The sequence below is a fragment of the Nonomuraea dietziae genome, assembly GCF_014195505.1.
GTDB lineage: Bacteria > Actinomycetota > Actinomycetes > Streptosporangiales > Streptosporangiaceae > Nonomuraea > Nonomuraea roseola.
Genome location: NZ_JACIBV010000001.1, coordinates 2516020 through 2533449 on the forward strand (window position 1 = coordinate 2516020; position 17430 = coordinate 2533449).

Sequence of the window (17430 nt, forward strand, 5' to 3'; positions counted from 1 at the left end):
AGCAGAACACCCGCCGTCCTCCCGCCACGCACCTCCTTTCAACAGAACGCCCGCCGCCGCCCCACCCCTGCCCTTCAGCAGAACGCCCGCCGTCCTCCCGGCCGTACGCGAAGGTGACGGAGCGGGGAGACCGCGGGCGTTCCGCTGAAGGACCGTCAGTCCCGGTGAAGGGCGCGCAGCCCGTGGTAGCCGGCCAGCAGCACGATGGTCCCCAGCGCGATCCCGCTCAGCGCGAACGTCCCCGTCATGGGAAAGGCCACGGGCCCGATCGCGCAGATGATCCCCGCGCCCACCGGCACCAGGTTGACCGGGTCGTTCAGATCGACCCTGTTCTCGATCCAGATCTTCGCCCCCAGCAGGCCGATCATGCCGTAGAGGATCGTGGTCACCCCGCCCAGCACCCCGCCCGGCGTCGCCGCCACCAGCGCGCCGAACTTCGGGCACAGCCCGAACAGGATCGCGATCACCGCCGCCACGTAGTACGCCGCCGTGGAGTAGACGCGCGTCGCCGCCATGACGCCGATGTTCTCCGCGTAGGTGGTCGTCGCGGGCCCGCCCACCGCCGTCGACACCACGGTGCCCACGCCGTCGGCCATGACCGCCCGCCCCATGTAGGCGTCGACGTCCGCGCCCGTCATCTCGCCGACCGCCTTGACGTGCCCGACGTTCTCGGCGATCAGCGCGATCACCACGGGCAGCACCAGCACGATCGCCGACACCTCGAAGACGGGCCCGTGCAGGGTCGGCAGGCCGATCCAGTCGGCCTGGGCCACCGCGTCGAAGTTCACCCTGAAGTGCTCGGTGACCTTTCCGTCGCCGCCGGGCGCGGTGATCATCCCGCCCGTCCTGTCCCACAGCCACGACAGCGCGAACCCGAAGACCAGACCGAGCAACACGCCGATCCTGCCGAGGAAGCCGCGGAAGACGCCGATGAAGACGAAGGTCGCCACCATCGTGATGAGCGCCACCCACGGGTCCTGCGGCCAGTAGACGTCGGCCGCCACGTAGGCCATGCCGAAGCCGATCAGCATGACGACCCCGCCGGTGACGATCGGCGGGAAGACCCTGTGGATGATCCGCACGCCCAGCAGGTGGATCGCCAGTCCCGCGAGGCCGAGCACCACCCCGACCGCCAGCAGGGCGCCCGTGACGGTGCCGTCGCCGCCGCCCGCCGCCCTGATCGCGACCACGGCGCCCACGAACGAGGCGCTCGAGCCGACGTAGCTGGGGATCCTCCCCTTGACGATCAACAGGAAGATGATCGTCGCCACGCCCGACATCATCACCGCGAGGTTGGCGTCCAGACCCATCACCAGAGGGAAGACGAACGTCGCGCCGAACATCGCGATCACGTGCTGGGCGCCGAAGCCCACCATGCGCGGCCACGACAGCCGCTCGTCGGGCTTGACCACCTCGCCCGGCGAGAGCTTCCTCCCGTCGCCGTGCACCTTCCAGCCCAGCGCCATCACACCACTTCCCAACCTGCGGTTACGTCTCCTGATTGATGTCGGAGAGAACCTTAGAGGTCAGGAGGACACGCCCGGTCGTCAGGTCACGTGAATGGTGAAGCCGTCGCCGCTGACCACGGCGCCAGACCTGATCTTGCAGGTCTTGCGGAGCTCGACCTCGCCGTCCACCAGCACCATGCCCTCGGCGATGAGGTGCTTGGCCATCCCGCCCGTCTCGGTGACGCCGCAGTACTTCAGCAGGTCGCACAGCGGGATGAAGTCAGAGTTGAGTTCGAAGTCCAGGTCCACGCACCACAGCCTAGATGCCGCGCATGCGCAGCACGTGCAGGGCCAGGGTCAGGTTGAGCCGCAGGTGGGGGTCCTCGGTGAAGTTGCCGAGCAGCCGCTCCAGCTTGCCGATCCTGTAGCGCAGGGTGTTGTAGTGGAAGTGCAGCCTGCGCGCGGTCTCGGCGACGTTCAGGTTGGTCTCCAGCAGCACCTGCAGCGTCCTGCGCAGGTCGGCGTTCTCGGTGTCGTCGTCCGCGGCGAGCGGTCCCAGCGTCTCGCGGACGAAGGCGTGTAACTCGGCGGTGTCGTTGACCAGCGACAGCAGCCGGTAGACGCCGAGCTGGTCGAAGTGGGCGACGGCGCCGGGCCCGTGCAGCTGGCGGCCCACGCGCGCCGCCTTCAGCGCCTGGCCGTAGGCCTCGGGCAGGGAATCGGCGCCGGGGCAGGTCCGGCTGGTCCCGGTGGAGAAGGTGCCGGAGGAGATCGCGTCGGCGAAGGCGGAGGCGGCGTCACGGGCCACCTTGGCGCTGTCGGCCGAGGCGTCGACGACGGCGACGACCTCGTGGGAGAAGCCGGCGACCGCGCCGCGCTGGTCGTGGCGGCGCACGGCCGCCGTCCACGAGGTGACGAGCCTGTCCTGGGCGGTCCGCTCGTCGCCCTCGGGGTCGAGCTCGGCCACCAGGACGGTGACCGGGCGCTCCAGGTCCCAGCCGAAGGCCCTCGACCTGTTGGCGACGCGCTCGCCCGTGCCCGCCCTGCCGGTCAGGACGTCGCGCAGGAAGTCGGCGCGGTACTTGCTCTCGACCGCGTTGACCGCGTCCTGCCTGGTGATGACGAGGGCGGCGACGGTCGCCGCGCGCTCCAGGATGCCGACGTCGCTGTCGTGGATGACCCCCGAGGGGCTGTGCGCGACGATCCTGCCGTGGTGGTGTCCCCCCGCCACGATGGGGACCGAGGTGAAGTCGCCGGCGCGGCCTGCCGTACCGGCCGGCTGGCGCAGGGCGGCGACGTGCTCGGGCGGGCCCGCGGCGGCCAGCGTCCTGCCCGCCCCGTCGATGGCCGCCACGGCCACGTCGAGCAGGCCCGCGACCTCGGCGGTGACCTCGCCGAGCCCACCGCCGGCCAGCACCACCTGCACCAGCGCGCGGTGCGCCTCCTCGGCGCGGACCAGCACGGCGGCCTGCCTGTTGAGGATGTCGGTCAGCACCTGGTTGAGGATGTCGTCGAAGCCGACGTTGTTGGGCAGCAGGATCAGCGGGAAGCCGAGCCTGTCGGCCTGGGCGACCATCTCGTCGGGCAGCTCGTCGACGTAGCGGCCGAGCTTGATGGCGAGCGCGGCCAGGCCGCGTTCGTCGAGGTCGGCGACCAGGCGGTCGAGCGACTGGGGGGTGTTGCGCAGCGGATAACCGGTGGTCAGCAGCAGCTCGTGCGGCTTGACCCAGGCGAGGATGTCGGGAACCTCCATCACGTTGAGCCGCTGGACGATCCGGTCGAGACCGGACCTCCCGGCGATCAGCCGCGCCTCTGCGAGCGTGGAGACGCCGAGCACCTCGCCCACGGAGACGCCATGGATGATCGTTCCGGTGCTCGCCAGGCGGACGGGGGGCTCCATGAAGCGATTGTGACCGATGAAGGCGTGTGTCAGGAAGAGCCAACCTTTTGACCGACTGTTGGCACATTTCTCCGTACGGAGGGGTGAGGGCCCGCTCTACCGTCGGGACCATGACGCTCGGCACGCAGAGAAGGGTTCACCCGCTGACCCACCTCACCGGGGCCGCGAGCTCGGCCGTGCGCCCGGTGCTCGAGTCGGCCAGGGCGCCCGCCAGGGTGCTGGCCGCCGTGTCCATGGGCGTGTACCTCGAGGTGCGGACCGAGCTGGAGCCCTCGGTGATCGCCTTGATCACCGGGGAGGCGACGAGGCTGCCCAACTCCGTGCTGCTGGCCGGCGAGCTGCCGCACGTCAGCGTGGGCGACGAGGCAGCCGTCGGCGACGGGGTGATCGAGCTCGGACGCTACAGGGTGAAGGCGCGCCGCTGGTGGGATCCCTCGCCCGCGCTGCCCTCCGTCGATCTCGTACGGCTGGCGCAGGCCACCTCGGCCCTGTCGCCCCAGACCACCAGACGCCCGGGTCTCGAGGGCAACGCCGCGATCACCCTGCTGGCCTCGGGCTGCGCGGCGGGCTCGCTGCTGAGGGCCGTGACCGCCGCCGAGCAGCTGGTGGGGCTGGGTCCCGGCCTCACGCCCAGCGGCGACGACGTGCTCGCGGGCCTGCTGGTGGCGCTGCGTCACCTGGGCTCGGCAGCGAAGGTCGAGCGCGCGGTGTGGCTGGCCGACTGGCTGGCCGCCGCCGTCACCTTCGACGCCGGCACCCGTACCACCCCGATCTCGGCGACGCTCCTGCACTGCGCGGCCAGGGGTGAGGCCAGCCCCGAGGTGAGCGCGGTTCTTCGCGGCATCACGGGGCAGCAGGCGCTCGAGCCCGCGCTGAGACGGCTGCTCCAGCTCGGCCACACCTCAGGCGCGGATCTCGCCCAAGGGGTCAGGATCGGCCTGGACTCCGTGCTCGCTTTGGGAGCCCGTCCATGAACTCGCTGGTGAAGGTGGTGCAGGGCGTCTACCACGACTCGGTGAGCCTGATGCGGGTCAGCCAGGCTCTGTCGGCGCTGCAGGGCGTGGAGGTGGCGGTCGTCGCGATGGCCACGCCGCTCAACCTCGATCTGGCCAGGGACCTGGGCTTCGAGATCCCGCCCGCCGAGCCCTCGGAGCTGCTGGTGGCGCTGAGGGCCGAGGACGTGACGGCCGCGACGGGCGAGCTCGAGCGCCTGCTGGGAGAGCTGTCGAGCCGTTCGGTCGCCACGGAGAGCGCGGGCTTTCCTCCTCGCACGACGCGCTCGGCCGCCAGGCTCGGCGAGGGGAACCTGGTGCTGGTGTCGGTGCCCGGCGAGCACGCCTTCGGGGAGGCGCTCGACGCCGTCGAGGCGGGCCTGCCCGTGATGATCTTCAGTGACAACGTTCCCGTGGAGCAGGAGGTGCTCCTCAAACGGCTGGCCGAGGAGCGCGGCGGACTGGTCATGGGCCCCGACTGCGGCACCGCGGTGATCGGCGGGGCGGGGCTCGGCTTCGCGAACGTGCTGCGCCCCGGGCCCGTCGGCGTGGTGGCCGCCTCGGGCACGGGGGCCCAGCAGGTGACCTCGCTGCTCGATCTGGCGGGGGTAGGCGTCAGCCAGGTGCTCGGGGTCGGGAGCAGGGACCTGTCGGAGCAGGTGGGCGGGGTGTCGGCGATGCGGGCGCTGCGCCTCCTCGACGAGGATCCCGCGACCGAGCTGATCGTGCTGATCTCCAAGCCGCCCGCGCCCGAGGTGGCAGGCGCCGTGCGCGAGGTGGTGGACAAGCTGCGCACGCCGGTGGTCACCGCGCTGCTCGGCACCTCCGACGGCGACCTGACCTCGGCCACGGCGCAGGTCCTCGACCGGCTCGGCCGTCCCGTGCCCGACTGGCTCTCGTGGAGCAGGCCGGTCGCGAAGGGATCGGTCAGGGGCCTGTACTCCGGCGGCACGCTGTGCACCGAGGCCTCTCTCATCACGCCTGGCGGGTTCGTCGACTACGGCGACGACGTCTTCACCAGGGGCAGGGCGCATCCGATGATCGACGCGACGCTCAGGCTCGAGGCGCTGGCGAAGCTGGAGCCAGGAGAGGTGGCGCTGATGGACGTGGTGCTCGGGCACGGCGCCGACCCCGACCCCGCGCTGCGCCTGGCCCCTGCGATCGAGGCGGCCACGCGCGGGGACGTCCAGGTCGTCATCGCGCTGGTCGGCACCGAGGGCGACCCGCAGGGCCTGCGCCGGCAGGCCGAGGCGCTTCACCAGGCGGGCGCGTCGGTCTTCACCTCCAACGCCCAGGCAGCCCGCCACGCCGCAGGGAGCGCACGGTGACCCTTCTGCCCGCCGATCCGCACGTCATCACCGTCGGCGCCGACCTGCTCGGTGAGGCGCTGGACGCGCAGGCCGTACCGAGGACCCCTGTCGAGTGGCGGCCACCGCTGCGGGGCACCGCCGCCGCGCTGGCGCGCGTGCTGGCCGACCCGCGCAGGAGCGCGGCCAACGAACTGGCCGTGGGCCGCCTGCTGTCGGCCAGGCCGCAGCTGGTCGGCGTACGGCCGGCCGCCGACGCGCTCGGCCTGGAAAGGGGCACCTTCCTGCACGCCGGGCCGCCGATCACCTGGGAGCGGGCCTCCGGCCCGATGCGCGGCGCGCTCATCGGCGCGGTGCTGCTGGAGGACATGGCCGCCACGGAGGAGGAGGCGCGGCGCCTGCTCGCAGGGGGCCGGGTGCGGCTCGACCCCTGCCATCACCACGGCGCGGTCGGTCCGATGGCCGGGGTGGTGAGCCCGTCCATGTGGATGTTCGAGGTGCGCGACGCCGAGCATGGCGGCACCGCCTACTGCTCGCTCAACGAGGGCCTGGGCAAGGTGCTGCGCTACGGCGCCTACGGCCCCGAGGTGCTCGAGCGGCTGCGCTGGATGGGCTCGGTGCTCGGCCCCTCGCTGCGTGACGCGCTGCGGGTCACCGGACCGATCGACCTGCGCGGGTTGATCGCCCAGGCCCTCCAGATGGGCGACGAGCTGCACAACCGCAACAGGGCGGCCACCTCGCTGTTCCTGCGCGAGCTCGCCCCCGCCCTGGTGGAGGCCGCTCCCGCGCACGCGGCCCAGGTGCTGCGCTTCGCGGGAGGCAACGACCACTTCTTCCTCAACCCGGCCATGGCGGCGGCCAAGGTCAGCACCGACGCCGCCCGCGGCGTGCCCGGATCGTCGCTGGTCGTGGCCATGGCCCGCAACGGCACCGACTTCGGCGTGCAGCTGTCCGGTCTGGGCGACCGCTGGTTCACCGGGCCCGCGGGCGTCCCCGACGGGCTCTACCTCGGCGCGTACGGCCCCGCCGACGCCAACCCCGACATCGGTGACTCCACCATCACCGAGACCTCCGGCCTGGGCGGCTTCGCCATGGCCGCCGCTCCGGCGATCGTGAAGTTCGTCGGTGGCGAGGTCGGCGACGCGATCACCGCCACCCGCTCGATGTACGAGATCACGCTCGCCGAGCACCCCGCCTACCAGATCCCCGGGCTCGGCTTCCGCGGCACACCCGTCGGAATCGACGTCGCGCTCGTCGCGCGGACCGGTCTGCTTCCCGTGGTCAACACCGGCATCGCGGGCAGGGTCGCGGGCACGGGCCAGGTGGGCGCGGGACTGGTGAGCCCGCCCGCCGAGGCGTTCATTGCCGCGTTGAACGCGCTCGCATTCGATAAGTGATCTCTTTGGCATTTTCCGCGTTGCCGCAGCTCACCCTGAAGATTACCTTCCGTTGACTTAGGTTGATCATTCTTCGACTTCCGTTTACTAATGGCATGCCTATATCGTGTCGAACCTCGCAATTTGCGTTGGGAATGGGGGGCGGGAGATGTCGGACCGCTTGCTCGGAAAGGTTCCCACCGAGGGAACCGGTGCGCCGGGGGGCGTGGAGAGTCAGGGTCGTCTGATCGGCCGCAGGTACAAGCTGCTGTCCCCTGTGGGCAGGGGCGGCATGGGCATGGTCTGGCATGCCCACGACGTGTTGCTCGACAGGCCCGTGGCGGTGAAGGAGCTGATCCTTCCCTACGGGCTCGACCACGCGGGCCTGCAGGTGGCCCACCGGCGCATGATGCGCGAGGCCCGCTCGGCCGCGCGGCTCGGCCACCCTGGGATCGTCACCGTCCACGACGTGGTCGAGGAGGACGGGCGGCCGTGGATCGTGATGGAGCTGGTCAGGGCCTGGTCGCTGGAGCAGGCCATACGGCAGAGCGGCCCGCTGCCCGTCATCCAGGCCGCCGAGATCGGCGTCAGGGTGCTCGACGCGCTCAGGCACGCCCACGCGGCCGGAATCCTGCACCGTGACGTGAAGCCCGGCAACGTCCTGCTGACCGCCGACCGGGTGGTCCTCACCGACTTCGGCATCGCCGCGATCGAGGGCGATGTCACGATCACGCAGACCGGGCTGCTCATGGGCTCGCCCGCCTACGTCCCGCCCGAGCGGCTGTCGGGGCAGCCCCTCACGCAGGCCGCCGACCTGTGGTCGTTCGGCGCGACGCTCTACGCCGCCGTCGAGGGCAGGCCGCCCTACGAGGGGCCCGACGCGATCGCGGTACTCGGCGCGGTGCTGACGCAGGAGCCGATCAAGCCGCAGCGGGCGGGGGCCCTGCTGCCGGTCATCGAGGGGCTGCTGCGCAAGAACCCCGCCGAGCGGATGAACGCCGCCCAGGTGGCCGAGCTGATGGAGCGGGTGCTGCGCAGCCACGGCTCCACCTCGGCGCGATCGGCGGGGCCCATCCCGACGCCCGCGGACTCCACGCCGATGCATCTGCTGCCGCCGCTCGATCCACCGTCGGGGCCGCTGCCCTCGCGGATCGTGGAGACGCCTTCGGGGCCGGTGCGGGTGCCGTACGACCCGCTGAACAGCCCTTCGGGTGCGCACGCCGAGCCGTACGCGGGGGTGGAGAGCCCTTCGGGCGCGCACCGCACCGACATGCTCTCCGCGCCCTCTACCGGTTTCGACGCCTTCGGCAGCTCCTCGGGCGGATACCCCACGGTCAGCCCCGCGGCCCGCCCCATGGGCGGCCCGACCGGCAACCCCACGGGCGCCCCGGCGGGCAGCCCGGTGGGAGGCCCGCCGGGCGGTCCGGTGGGAGGCCCGGCGGGCGGTCCGGTGGGCGGTCCGTTCGGCGGCTCGATGGGCGGTCCTGCGGGCGGCCCCACGGGAGCGCATGGTTACGACGCCCTGCGCAGCGCCTCCGACCCTCACGGCCACCGGCTGCCCAGCGGTTATGACGCCCTCCGCTCGCCCTCGGGCCCGCACGGCGCTCCCCCGCAGGCGGGCTCCCTCGAGAGCTCGCAGGGACGCGTGGGACCCCCCGCCTCGCCCGTACCGCAGCCGCAGCCGCAGCCGATCCTGCCGCTGACCGACAGCGTGCGCACGGGCCCCTCCGCGCAGTCTCCGTGGTCGCCGACCTCGGGAGAGACGACCCGCGCGACCACCCGCGACAGAGAGGACCGCTCGGCCAGGGGCCGCAGGAGGAGCTCGGGCGGCGGCGACGGCTGGCTGCACGAGGGCCGCCCGACCCCGCGCCTGGTGGTGACCGCCGTCGCGGCCGTCGGCGTGCTGACGGCCGCGATCTTGATCATCTCCTCGGGCGGCCCCTCGTCCGAGCCCGGCGTGGCGGCCTCGCCCAGCGCCTCACCGGCCGCCTCCTCTGCCCCCGTCCCCGTGCCGCTGGCGGCCGTGACGGTGCCCGAGGGGTTCAAGGAGCACGCCCCCGACGGCTTCTCCGCCGCGGTTCCCTCGGCGTGGAAGCTGAGCTCCTCCGCCGACAAGGCCGTCTTCGACGGGCCCAAGGACTCCGGCATGAAGATCACGGTGGAGCCCGCGACCCCGCAGAACGACGGCGGGCTCGCCGAACTCACCGGAAGGGAGGCCAACGGCGGCGTCGAGGGCTACCTCCGGGTGCAGCTGCAGGAGGCGAAGTACCGCGGGTGGAAGGCGGCCGACTGGGAGTACCAGTACACCCAGTCGAACGGCGTGCCCATGCAGGCCCTGACCAGGCACGTCACGCTGACGGGACAGAGCGCCTTCACGATCACTTTCGTCGCGCCTCAGCTCCAGTGGGACGACCAGGCCAAGACCCGCGAGGTGTTCCTGAACACCTTCAGCCCCGCTTCCTAGCCTCAGGGGGACATGGGGTACCGTCGCCGCCATGAAACTGGCGAGCGTCCATTTCTATCCGGTCAAGTCCACGATGGGTCACGACGTCCCCGAGGCTGAGGTCGAGCCCTGGGGACTGAAGGACGACCGCCGATACCTGGTGGCCACCCCCGAAGGCCAGATGCTGACCGCCAGGGAGGAGCCTCGGCTGCTGACCTGCAGGGCCGAGGTGTCCGGCGGCACGCTCACCCTCACGGGCCCGCACCGCGAGCCTCTCAGGGTGACGCCGACGGCCCTGTTGACCGAGGTGCGCGTGTGGCGCACGGAGGTGAAGCTCACCGACTGCGGCGACGAAGCGGCGGACTGGCTTTCGGCCCTGCTCGGCCGCTCGGTGCGTCTGGTGTGGCTGGACGACCCGACTCGCCGTCCCGTCAACCCCAAGCACGGCACGCCGCAGGACCGGGTGTCGCTCGCCGACGGCTATCCCGTGCTGCTCGCCTCCACCACCTCCCTCGACCGGCTCAACGACTGGATCGCCGAGACGGCGGTCGAGCGGGGAGAGGAGGTGCCCGCGCCGCTGCCGATGCGCAGGTTCCGCCCGAACGTGGTGGTCTCGGGCGTGGAGGAGCCGTTCGCCGAGGACGGATGGAAGCGCGTGCGCATCGGCGAGGTGGACTTCCGCGTGACCAAGCCGTGCGACAGGTGCGTGCTCACCACGATCGACCCCGACACCCTGGAGAAGGGCAAGGAGCCGCTGCGCACGCTCGCCAAGTACCGCAGGATCGACAAGCAGCTGCTGTTCGCCGTCAACCTCATCCCCGACGGGACCGGCGTGATCAGGATCGGCGACCCCGTCGTCCCCTCCTGACCACCCTGGGCTCAGAGTCCCCTGCGGCCGGTCACCCCCCTCCCGACCCACCCCGAGGTCGCAGTCACCTACGGACGGTCGGCCTCCTCCGCCACCCCCAGACCCCCAGTCACCTTTGGGCGGTCAAACCCTCGCCACCCACCCCAGGCCCGCAGTCCCCTTTGGGCGGATGTCAGGGGCTATGCGACACTTCACCGGTGACCACCGCCCCTGCCAAACCAGGATCGCCATCCGTCGAACGGGTGCAGCGCCGCACCCTCGCCGTCCTGTCCGCCGCGCAGATCACCGGCGGCGTCGGGGTGGCGGTGGGCCTGGCACTCAGCTCGCTGGTCGTCTTCGACCTGTCCGGGTCCGAGGCCATCAGCGGCCTCGCCGGAACGGCCACCGTGCTCGGCGCGGCGCTGCTCGCCCTGCCCGCGGCCAAGGCGGCGGGCAAGGACGGCAGGAGGGCCGGGCTCGGCCTGGCCTACGTCGCCGCGCTGACCGGATGTGTGATCTCGGTACTGGCCATCAGCATCGCCTCGTGGCCGCTGCTGCTGGCCGGACTGGTGCTGGTGGGCGGCGGCAGCGCGGGCAACCTGGCCGCGCGCTACTCAGCCACCGACCTCTCGCCTCCCGGCCACGCCGGCAGGCACCTGTCCCTGGTGGTGTGGGCGGCGACGATCGGCTCCGTCGCGGGCCCCAACCTGGCCGACCCCGCCGACCGGCTCGGCATGAGCATGGGCCTGGCGCCGACGGCGGGCCCCTTCGCCTTCGCCGCGCTGGCCTTCGCGGTGGCGCTGCTCATCGTCGTGGCGGGGCTGCGCCCCGACCCGCTCAAGCTCGCCAGGCAGCTCACCGGGACGGCCGGCGCCACCGGGGGCAGGTCGAAGACGATCAAGGACGCGTGGGGCACCCTGCGCGCCACCCCCGCCGCCCGCGCCGCGCTGCTGGCCATCGCGGTCAGTCACACCGCGATGGTGTCGGTGATGTCGATGACCCCTGTCCACCTGCGTCACGAGGGGGCGGAACTCAAGGTCATCGGCCTGGTGCTGAGCCTGCACATCGCCGGCATGTACGTGCTGTCGCCGGTGGTCGGGTGGCTGGCCGACAAGGTCGGCAAGGTGCCGGTACTGGTGCTCGGCATGGCGCTGCTGGTGGCGTCGGCGGCGCTGGCGGGTACGGCGGGCGACCGTGTCTGGCAGATCACGGCCGGCCTGACGCTGCTGGGCATCGGCTGGTCGTGCGGCCTGGTGGCGGGCTCGGCGATGCTGTCGGAGGCGGTGGCGATCGAGCGCCGCCCCGCCGTGCAGGGCCTGTCGGACCTGCTCATGAACATCTGCGGCGCCACCGGCACCATCATCGCGGGCGCGATCGTGGGAGCGCTGTCGTACGGCGTGCTCGGCCTCGTGGTCGGCGTCATGGTCACGGCCACCGGCCTGTGGCTCGCCCTGGCCCGCCCCTCGACGAGCACTCCCGCGTAGCACCCCATCCGCCTACGCTCCCGGGTGAAGCCGAACCGCCGCCGCCCCGTCGCAGACCCCTCCCCAGTGACCACAGCTCCCGCCCCCTCGCGCACCTCTCCTGGATGAGCCCCATCCCCACCCCAGCCACCTAGGCTCCCGGGTGAAGCTGAACCCCCGCCGCCGTCCTGCGCAAGACCCTCCCCGGTGACCAGAGCTCTCCACCGGCGCCCTGCGTTGCCCGGCAATCAGGGGTCGCCGTCCCGGAGCACGGCCCTCTCTGGTCAGAGCGCCGGAGGCGCGGTCTGGAAACGTCCGGCGGGAACCGCGGGCGCGGCGGTCACTTGGCGTCGGCGTAGCACGAGACCGTGACGGCCTCCATTGGGAAGCGCACGGGTGTCGCGCCGAACAGCAGCCTGCTCGCCTCGGCCGCGGCGGTGGCGATCGCCGCGGTCACCTGCTCGGCCTGCTCCAGCGGGCAGTGCACCATCACCTCGTCGTGCTGGAAGAACACCAGCCGCGCGGGTTCGGGCAGGAGCCCCCTCAGCACGGCCAGCAGCGCGAGCGCCCACTCGGCGGCCGTGGCCTGGACGACGAAGTTGCGGGTGAAGCGCCCCCTGTCGCGCGCCGCCCTGGCGCCGTCGGGCCCCGCGACGAGGTCCTTCCACCGCTGGGAGGGCGGCGGGCTGGTGCGGCCCAGCCACGACCTGACGAGCTTGCCCTCCTCCCCCGCCTTGGCCGCGTCCTCCACGAAGCGGTAGGCCAGAGGGAAGCGCTCGCGCATCACGGCCAGCAGCTTGGGCGCGTCGCCGCTGGTGCCGCCGTACATCGCCGACAGCATCGCGATCTTGGCGTGGTCGCGCTCGCCCCCGAACGCCTTGGCCAGCGCGGAGTAGAGGTCGATCTCGCCCGCCGCCCTGGCCAGGCCGCGGTCCCCCGCCATGGCGGCGAGCACCCTGGGCTCCAGTTGCGCCGCGTCGGCGACGATCAGCGCCCAGCCCTCGTCGGCCACCACCACCCTGCGCATCATCTTGTGGATCTGCAGCGCGCCTCCTCCGCTGGTGGCCCACCGCCCCGACACGACGCCGCCCACGACGTACTCGGCCCTGAACCTGCCCTCGCGCACCCACTGGTCGGCCCACGCCCAGCCGTGGAAGCTGTAGAGCCTGGCCAGCTCCTTGTAGGCCAGCAGCGGCCCGACGGCGGGGTGCTCGATCTGCTTGAGCTCACCGGACCTGGTCGTCTTCAGCGCCACCCCCGCCCCCTTGAACGCCTTGACCAGCTGCTGCACGGAGTCGGGGTTGACGGGGTGGCCGAAGGCGGCCGTCACCTGGTCGGCGAGCGCCTGGAGCTTGGCCGGCCGCATGCCGTGCACGGGCCTCGGGCCGAGCAGCTCGGTGAGCAGCTCGTCGTGAATGTCTCTGCGCCACGGCATGCCGTCGTGGCCCATCTCGGCCGCCACCAGCGCCCCTGCCGACTCGGCGGCCACCAGCAGCCTGAACCTGCCGGGGTCGGGCAGCGCCTCGATCCTGGCGAGCTGGTCGCGCAGCACCTCGGCCAGCGCGTCGGCGCCGAGCTCGGCCCGTTCGGGCTCGAACAGCGTGTCCTGCCGCGCGGCGGGGCCGGCGCCCTCGTCGTCGGGCACCGGCAGCCCGTGCAGCCTGGCGTGGGCGGCCTCGGCCGAGCGCGCCTCGCCGTAGCGACCCTCATGGGCCAGCAGCAGCCCCTCGGTGAGGGCCAGGTCGTGGCAGCGCGACACCCGCACGCCCGCTGCCAGCAGGCCGGGGTAGAGGTGGCGCGCGTCGGCGAAGACCCAGCGCGGCCTGTCCTCCTCCATCTCGCGGACGGCGCGCACGAGGTCGTCGACCCTGCGGAGCTCGCCCCCGACGGGGAGAAGGGAGCCGCCCCCTGAGGGGTCGGAGGTCAGCGCGACGTACACGCCTTCCAGCCTGCCAGGCCTTACCGACATTTCCCCGGCGGGCCCGCGCCGGAGCACCCGGTCGGCCCGCGCCGGAGCACCCGGTCGGCCCGCGCCGGAGAAGCCGGTGAGCCCGCGCCGGAAAACCCGACGGCGCCCGCGCTGGAGAACCCTGTGGCGCCCGCGCCAGGGAATCCGGTGGCGGCCGCACCAGGGAACCCGACGGTGCCCGCGGGGAACCCCGGTGGCGCCCGCGTCAGAGAAGGGAGATCGACACCTCGTCCTCCAGCGGCGGGTCGAGCTCCTGCGGGAGGCAGCCGGTCGCCGCGAAGCAGCGGATGGTCAGCTGCGAGGGTGTCACCTCCAGGTGCAGGAAGCTCTTGAAGAACGGCGGGGTGTCCCAGTCCGACAGCTCCGACAGGTAGCGGTGGAAGACGCTGCCGACCGGCAGCCTGAACGGCATCGGCCACGCGCCCAGCACACGCGCGGCCCACCTCATCCTTCGGGTGATCGTGACGGCCGGGTCGATCTGCCTGACCGGCGTGTTCTTGATCCGGTCGGCCATGATGCAGGCCGCCTCGGCGGGGGTGAGGAAGAGCCACCGCATGCGCAGGCGCTTGGCGTAGAGCTGGCTGTAGAACGACAGCGAGTCGCCGCGCAGCGGGTAGCACTTGAAGTCGTCCTCGTGCACCCCGGCGACGCCGACCCTGCCGATCGTGTGCGTGGCGTGCATGAAGGCCCCCGCCCCGCCCGAGACGATGTACTGGATCACCCTGTCGCCCACCCTGACCGGGTAGCGCTGGTAGTTGTGCACGTCACCGCCGATCGCCGCGACGTAGCGGTGCGCGGGGTCGCGGACGATGTCGTCGATGGTGCCCCCGCCCTCCAGGGCCGAGGGCTTGTGGACGTCGCGCGTGTAGATCGGCTTGCCGGTGATGAGGATCTTCGGCCGGGGGTCGAGCGAGGTACGGCGCAGCCACGCGGTCTGCTCGGCGTCGATGGCCCCCTTGATGCCGGTGTCGACGCCCACGATCAGCAGGCTCTCGCTCTCGATGGCCCAGTAGGGGGCGGGCTGCACCGCCTGCTGGGAGGGGGCGCCGCGCAGCTTGCGCGCCTCGGCGAGCGCCTGCTCGTCGATCCGCTCCGACTTGCGCCACAGCAGCGCGCGCAGCCCCCTGTCAGGGCGGGGCTTGAGCGGCGGCGCGTCGCAGAAGACGCGCATGAACCCGCCGAGCCCGTCGTACCAGTCGTGGTTGCCGGGAATGGCGTAGACGGGGGCCTGGTAGTCCTTGTAGGGCCTGAAGAACTTGTCGCAGTACTCGTTGCCCGCCCCCGTCGGGTAGACCACGTCGCTGGCGATCACCGCGAACGAGGTGTCCGCGCCCACGTGCAGCATGCCCGGCACGACCGCGTACTGGGAGTCGTCGCCCTCTCCCGGATCGCCTAAGAGCAGGAAGCTGAAGCTCTTGCCCACGCCTGGCCTGATCCTGAAGTCGCCGTCGACGCCGCGCGCCCGCTGCGCCTCGACCCAGCGCCGCCGTACCTCGCCCGAGGGATCGCCGAACAGGCCGGCGAGGATCTCGTTGCGTGAGCGCCAGAGCGTGCGCGGATGGAACCAGGAGAAGGTGTCGGTGTTGGGCCGAAGGCCCTTGTACGACCCGATCTGCTGGCATCGCCAGCCCGCGCCCTCCTCGGAGGTGCGGGAGGAGGACCGCTTTCCACGCTCTGCGGCGACTTCGACCATGACCATATCTTTACCCGATCACTGGGCCTGTCATCGAGTGACCACGTGCGGTAGCCTTCATCCCCCAAGCAAGCGGTTGTCGATCGTGCGGGGGGCTGGGATGGCCCGCAACGGTTCAGGGGATGGGCTGAGTGCCGACGCCGTCGAGGGGCTGCTCGCCTATGCCGCGACGCAGCGGCGGTTCGGCGGGCGAGCGGTGAGGAACGTCGAAAGAGCGATAGCGGGCGCCAGGGGGCTGGCGGCCCGCGATCCGGTCGCGCACACGGGCCTGCTGGTCAGGGCGCTACGCGAGGGCGCGAGGCTGCGGCTGGCGCGCGGCGACCCCGCGCGGGCGCTGCCGATGGCCGAGGAGTCGCTGGGTCTGGCCAGAGGGCTCGGCGGGGCGCCGCTGGCCATGACGTTGCACTGCGTGGCCGACGTGCTGACCGCTCTCCACCGCAAGGACGAGGCCCTCAACCTGCTGAGGGAGGCGGACAAGCAATGAGCACGCCGGGGTTCATGATCCCCTGGGGGTCGAGCCGTTGCTTGACCGCGCGCAGGATCTCCACGCCGAGCGGCCCGATCTCCTCGGCGTAGGCCTGGCTGTGGTCCCTGCCGACACCGTGGTGGTGCGAGATCGTGCCGCCCGCGGTCACGATGGCCTCGTTGACGGCCCGCTTGGCGCGCTCCCACTCGGGCAGACCCTGATTGGTCACCACGGTGAAGTACAGCGAGGCCCCGGTCTCGTAGACGTGCGAGATGTGGCACATGACCAGGGGTGAGCCGAGTTCGGCGTGCAGGGTGAGGCGCACCGCGTCGTACAGCCTGGGCAGGTTCGACCAGAAACCCGCCGTCTCCAGCGTCTCGACGGTGGCGCCTGCCGCGAGCAGGGAGTCGCGCAGGTACGGCGCGGCGAACCTGCCGTGCTCCCAGGCCCGGCCAGGCTCGGCGCCGAGGTGGGCGCCGCCCTGCTCGGCGAGGACGGCGGCGGCCGCCCCACGGTCCTTCTCGTGCCCGGCGATCAGCAGGCAGCCGGAGTCGCCCGAGCCGATGGCCTCGGGCCTGGCCAGTCCGATCATCGTCTCGGTCTCGTCCGACAGGCGCAGGACGGCAGGCAGCACCCCTTCCTGGGCGAGTCTGCGCATCGCCGCCGATCCCGCCTGGAACGTCTCGAACCGCCAGCCCTCGTAGACCGTCGCGGACGGCCGTCTGCGCACCCGCAGGCGCAGGGAGGTGATGACGCCGAAGGCGCCCTCGGAGCCGAGGACCAGCTGGCGCAGGTCGGGCCCCGCCGCGGACTTGGGCGCCCTGCCGAGGTCGAGCGCGCCGCTCGGGGTGGCGACGGTCAGCCCGACCACCATGTCGTCGAAGCGTCCGTAACCGGCCGAGGCCTGGCCGCTGGAGCGGGCGGCGGCGAACCCGCCGAGCGTGGCGTACTCGTAGGACTGGGGGAAGTGGCCCAGCGTCAGCCCGTGCTCGGCCAGCAGCCGCTCGGCGTCGGGGGCGCGCAGGCCCGGCTCGAGCTCGGCGACCATCGACTCGGTGTCGACGGAGACCAGGCGGTCGAGCCTGCCCAGGTCGAGCGCGACGACGCCCTGGCCGGCGACGAGCCCGCCGACGACCGAGGTGCCACCGCCGAACGGCACGACGGCCACCCGGTGCGCGGAGCACACCTCCAGCACGCGCAGCACCTCCTCGTGGCCGGCGGGGAGCACGACCGCGTCCGGCGCGTCGGAGGCGTCGCCCTCGCGCATGCGCATGAGGTCGGGCGTGGACTTGCCCCTCGTGTGCCTGACCCTGCTCTCGTGGTCGGTGCGCACGTGCGCCGCGCCGACCACCGCGGCCAGCTCGACCAGCGCCGCAGGGGAGAGCGTCGGCCGAGGGAGCCGCACCTCCTCGAGCGCCACCGCCTCGACCGGCTCGCCCACGCCCATGAGGTCACGCAGGAGCGTGCGGATCTGGTCGGGCAGCTCACGGGCCTTGGCGGGGTCGCCCCAGCCGCTCCACAGCATC

13 protein-coding genes are annotated in these 17430 nt (G+C 72.4%); 7 read left to right on the top strand and 6 right to left on the bottom strand.

From position 1 onward, the window contains the following. Positions 1-155: 155 nt before the first annotated feature. The 3 genes from FHR33_RS12155 to FHR33_RS12165 form a co-directional block, all read right to left on the bottom strand. Positions 156-1466, bottom strand: a complete 1311-nt coding sequence (locus FHR33_RS12155; RefSeq protein WP_183646162.1) for a uracil-xanthine permease family protein — start codon at positions 1464-1466, stop codon at positions 156-158. A gap of 81 nt (positions 1467-1547) precedes the next feature. Next, positions 1548-1757: an RNA-binding S4 domain-containing protein gene (locus FHR33_RS12160; RefSeq protein WP_183646163.1), complete on the bottom strand. Its 210-nt coding sequence runs from the start codon at positions 1755-1757 to the stop codon at positions 1548-1550. A gap of 10 nt (positions 1758-1767) precedes the next feature. Then, entirely contained in the window at positions 1768-3348 is a 1581-nt protein-coding gene (locus FHR33_RS12165; protein ID WP_183646164.1) for a PucR family transcriptional regulator, read from the bottom strand. Positions 3349-3458: 110 nt separating this feature from the next. Between FHR33_RS12165 and FHR33_RS12170 the strand changes: the two genes are divergently transcribed. The 6 genes from FHR33_RS12170 (at position 3459) to FHR33_RS12195 (ending at position 11797) form a co-directional block, all read left to right on the top strand. After that, entirely contained in the window at positions 3459-4322 is an 864-nt protein-coding gene (locus FHR33_RS12170) for an oxamate carbamoyltransferase subunit AllH family protein (protein WP_183646165.1), read from the top strand. Then, complete coding sequence (locus FHR33_RS12175; protein ID WP_183646166.1) at positions 4319-5668, top strand: AllF/FdrA family protein; 1350 nt, start codon at positions 4319-4321, stop codon at positions 5666-5668. Before FHR33_RS12170 ends, FHR33_RS12175 begins: the two co-directional genes overlap by 4 nt. Continuing rightward, positions 5665-7044 (top strand): YlbE family protein, encoded by a 1380-nt coding sequence (locus FHR33_RS12180; protein ID WP_183646168.1) that lies wholly within the window; start codon positions 5665-5667, stop codon positions 7042-7044. The genes FHR33_RS12175 and FHR33_RS12180 overlap by 4 nt, the downstream gene beginning before the upstream one ends. A 205-nt stretch (positions 7045-7249) precedes the next feature. After that, positions 7250-9487, top strand: coding sequence for a serine/threonine-protein kinase (locus FHR33_RS50140; protein WP_312895489.1), 2238 nt, complete (start codon positions 7250-7252; stop codon positions 9485-9487). Positions 9488-9518: 31 nt separating this feature from the next. Then, complete coding sequence (locus FHR33_RS12190; protein ID WP_183646170.1) at positions 9519-10334, top strand: MOSC domain-containing protein; 816 nt, start codon at positions 9519-9521, stop codon at positions 10332-10334. 197 nt (positions 10335-10531) lie between these two features. Further along, positions 10532-11797, top strand: a complete 1266-nt coding sequence (locus FHR33_RS12195; RefSeq protein ID WP_312895490.1) for an MFS transporter — start codon at positions 10532-10534, stop codon at positions 11795-11797. Between the two features lie 319 nt (positions 11798-12116). On the opposite strand, the gene FHR33_RS12200 is transcribed toward FHR33_RS12195, so the two are convergent. After that, positions 12117-13715 carry a bifunctional 3'-5' exonuclease/DNA polymerase gene (locus FHR33_RS12200; RefSeq protein ID WP_312895491.1) on the bottom strand — a complete coding sequence of 533 codons (1599 nt, stop codon included), beginning with the start codon at positions 13713-13715 and terminating at the stop codon, positions 12117-12119. Between the two features lie 235 nt (positions 13716-13950). Continuing rightward, on the bottom strand, positions 13951-15438 hold the full coding sequence (locus FHR33_RS12205; protein ID WP_246451790.1) for a metallophosphoesterase family protein: 1488 nt from the start codon (positions 15436-15438) through the stop codon (positions 13951-13953). Between the two features lie 100 nt (positions 15439-15538). Here FHR33_RS12205 and FHR33_RS12210 point away from each other — a divergent pair, with 100 nt between their 5' ends. Continuing rightward, complete coding sequence (locus FHR33_RS12210) at positions 15539-15922, top strand: hypothetical protein (RefSeq protein WP_183646176.1); 384 nt, start codon at positions 15539-15541, stop codon at positions 15920-15922. Here the strand turns inward: FHR33_RS12210 and FHR33_RS12215 are convergent. Then, positions 15891-17429, bottom strand: a complete 1539-nt coding sequence (locus FHR33_RS12215; protein ID WP_183660028.1) for an FAD-binding oxidoreductase — start codon at positions 17427-17429, stop codon at positions 15891-15893. The genes FHR33_RS12210 and FHR33_RS12215 overlap by 32 nt on opposite strands. Position 17430: the final 1 nt, after the last annotated feature.

What these genes read in the sequence shown, in the direction of transcription:
- FHR33_RS12215 (WP_183660028.1), bottom strand. Translation starts at nt 17,429, where the DNA reads ATGCTGTGGAGCGGCTGGGGCGACCCCGCCAAGGCCCGTGAGCTGCCC.
- FHR33_RS12190 (WP_183646170.1), top strand. Translation starts at nt 9,519, where the DNA reads ATGAAACTGGCGAGCGTCCATTTCTATCCGGTCAAGTCCACGATGGGT.
- FHR33_RS12210 (WP_183646176.1), top strand. Translation starts at nt 15,539, where the DNA reads ATGGCCCGCAACGGTTCAGGGGATGGGCTGAGTGCCGACGCCGTCGAG.
- FHR33_RS12170 (WP_183646165.1), top strand. Translation starts at nt 3,459, where the DNA reads ATGACGCTCGGCACGCAGAGAAGGGTTCACCCGCTGACCCACCTCACC.
- FHR33_RS12175 (WP_183646166.1), top strand. Translation starts at nt 4,319, where the DNA reads ATGAACTCGCTGGTGAAGGTGGTGCAGGGCGTCTACCACGACTCGGTG.
- FHR33_RS12205 (WP_246451790.1), bottom strand. Translation starts at nt 15,438, where the DNA reads ATGGTCGAAGTCGCCGCAGAGCGTGGAAAGCGGTCCTCCTCCCGCACC.
- FHR33_RS12165 (WP_183646164.1), bottom strand. Translation starts at nt 3,348, where the DNA reads ATGGAGCCCCCCGTCCGCCTGGCGAGCACCGGAACGATCATCCATGGC.
- FHR33_RS12155 (WP_183646162.1), bottom strand. Translation starts at nt 1,466, where the DNA reads ATGGCGCTGGGCTGGAAGGTGCACGGCGACGGGAGGAAGCTCTCGCCG.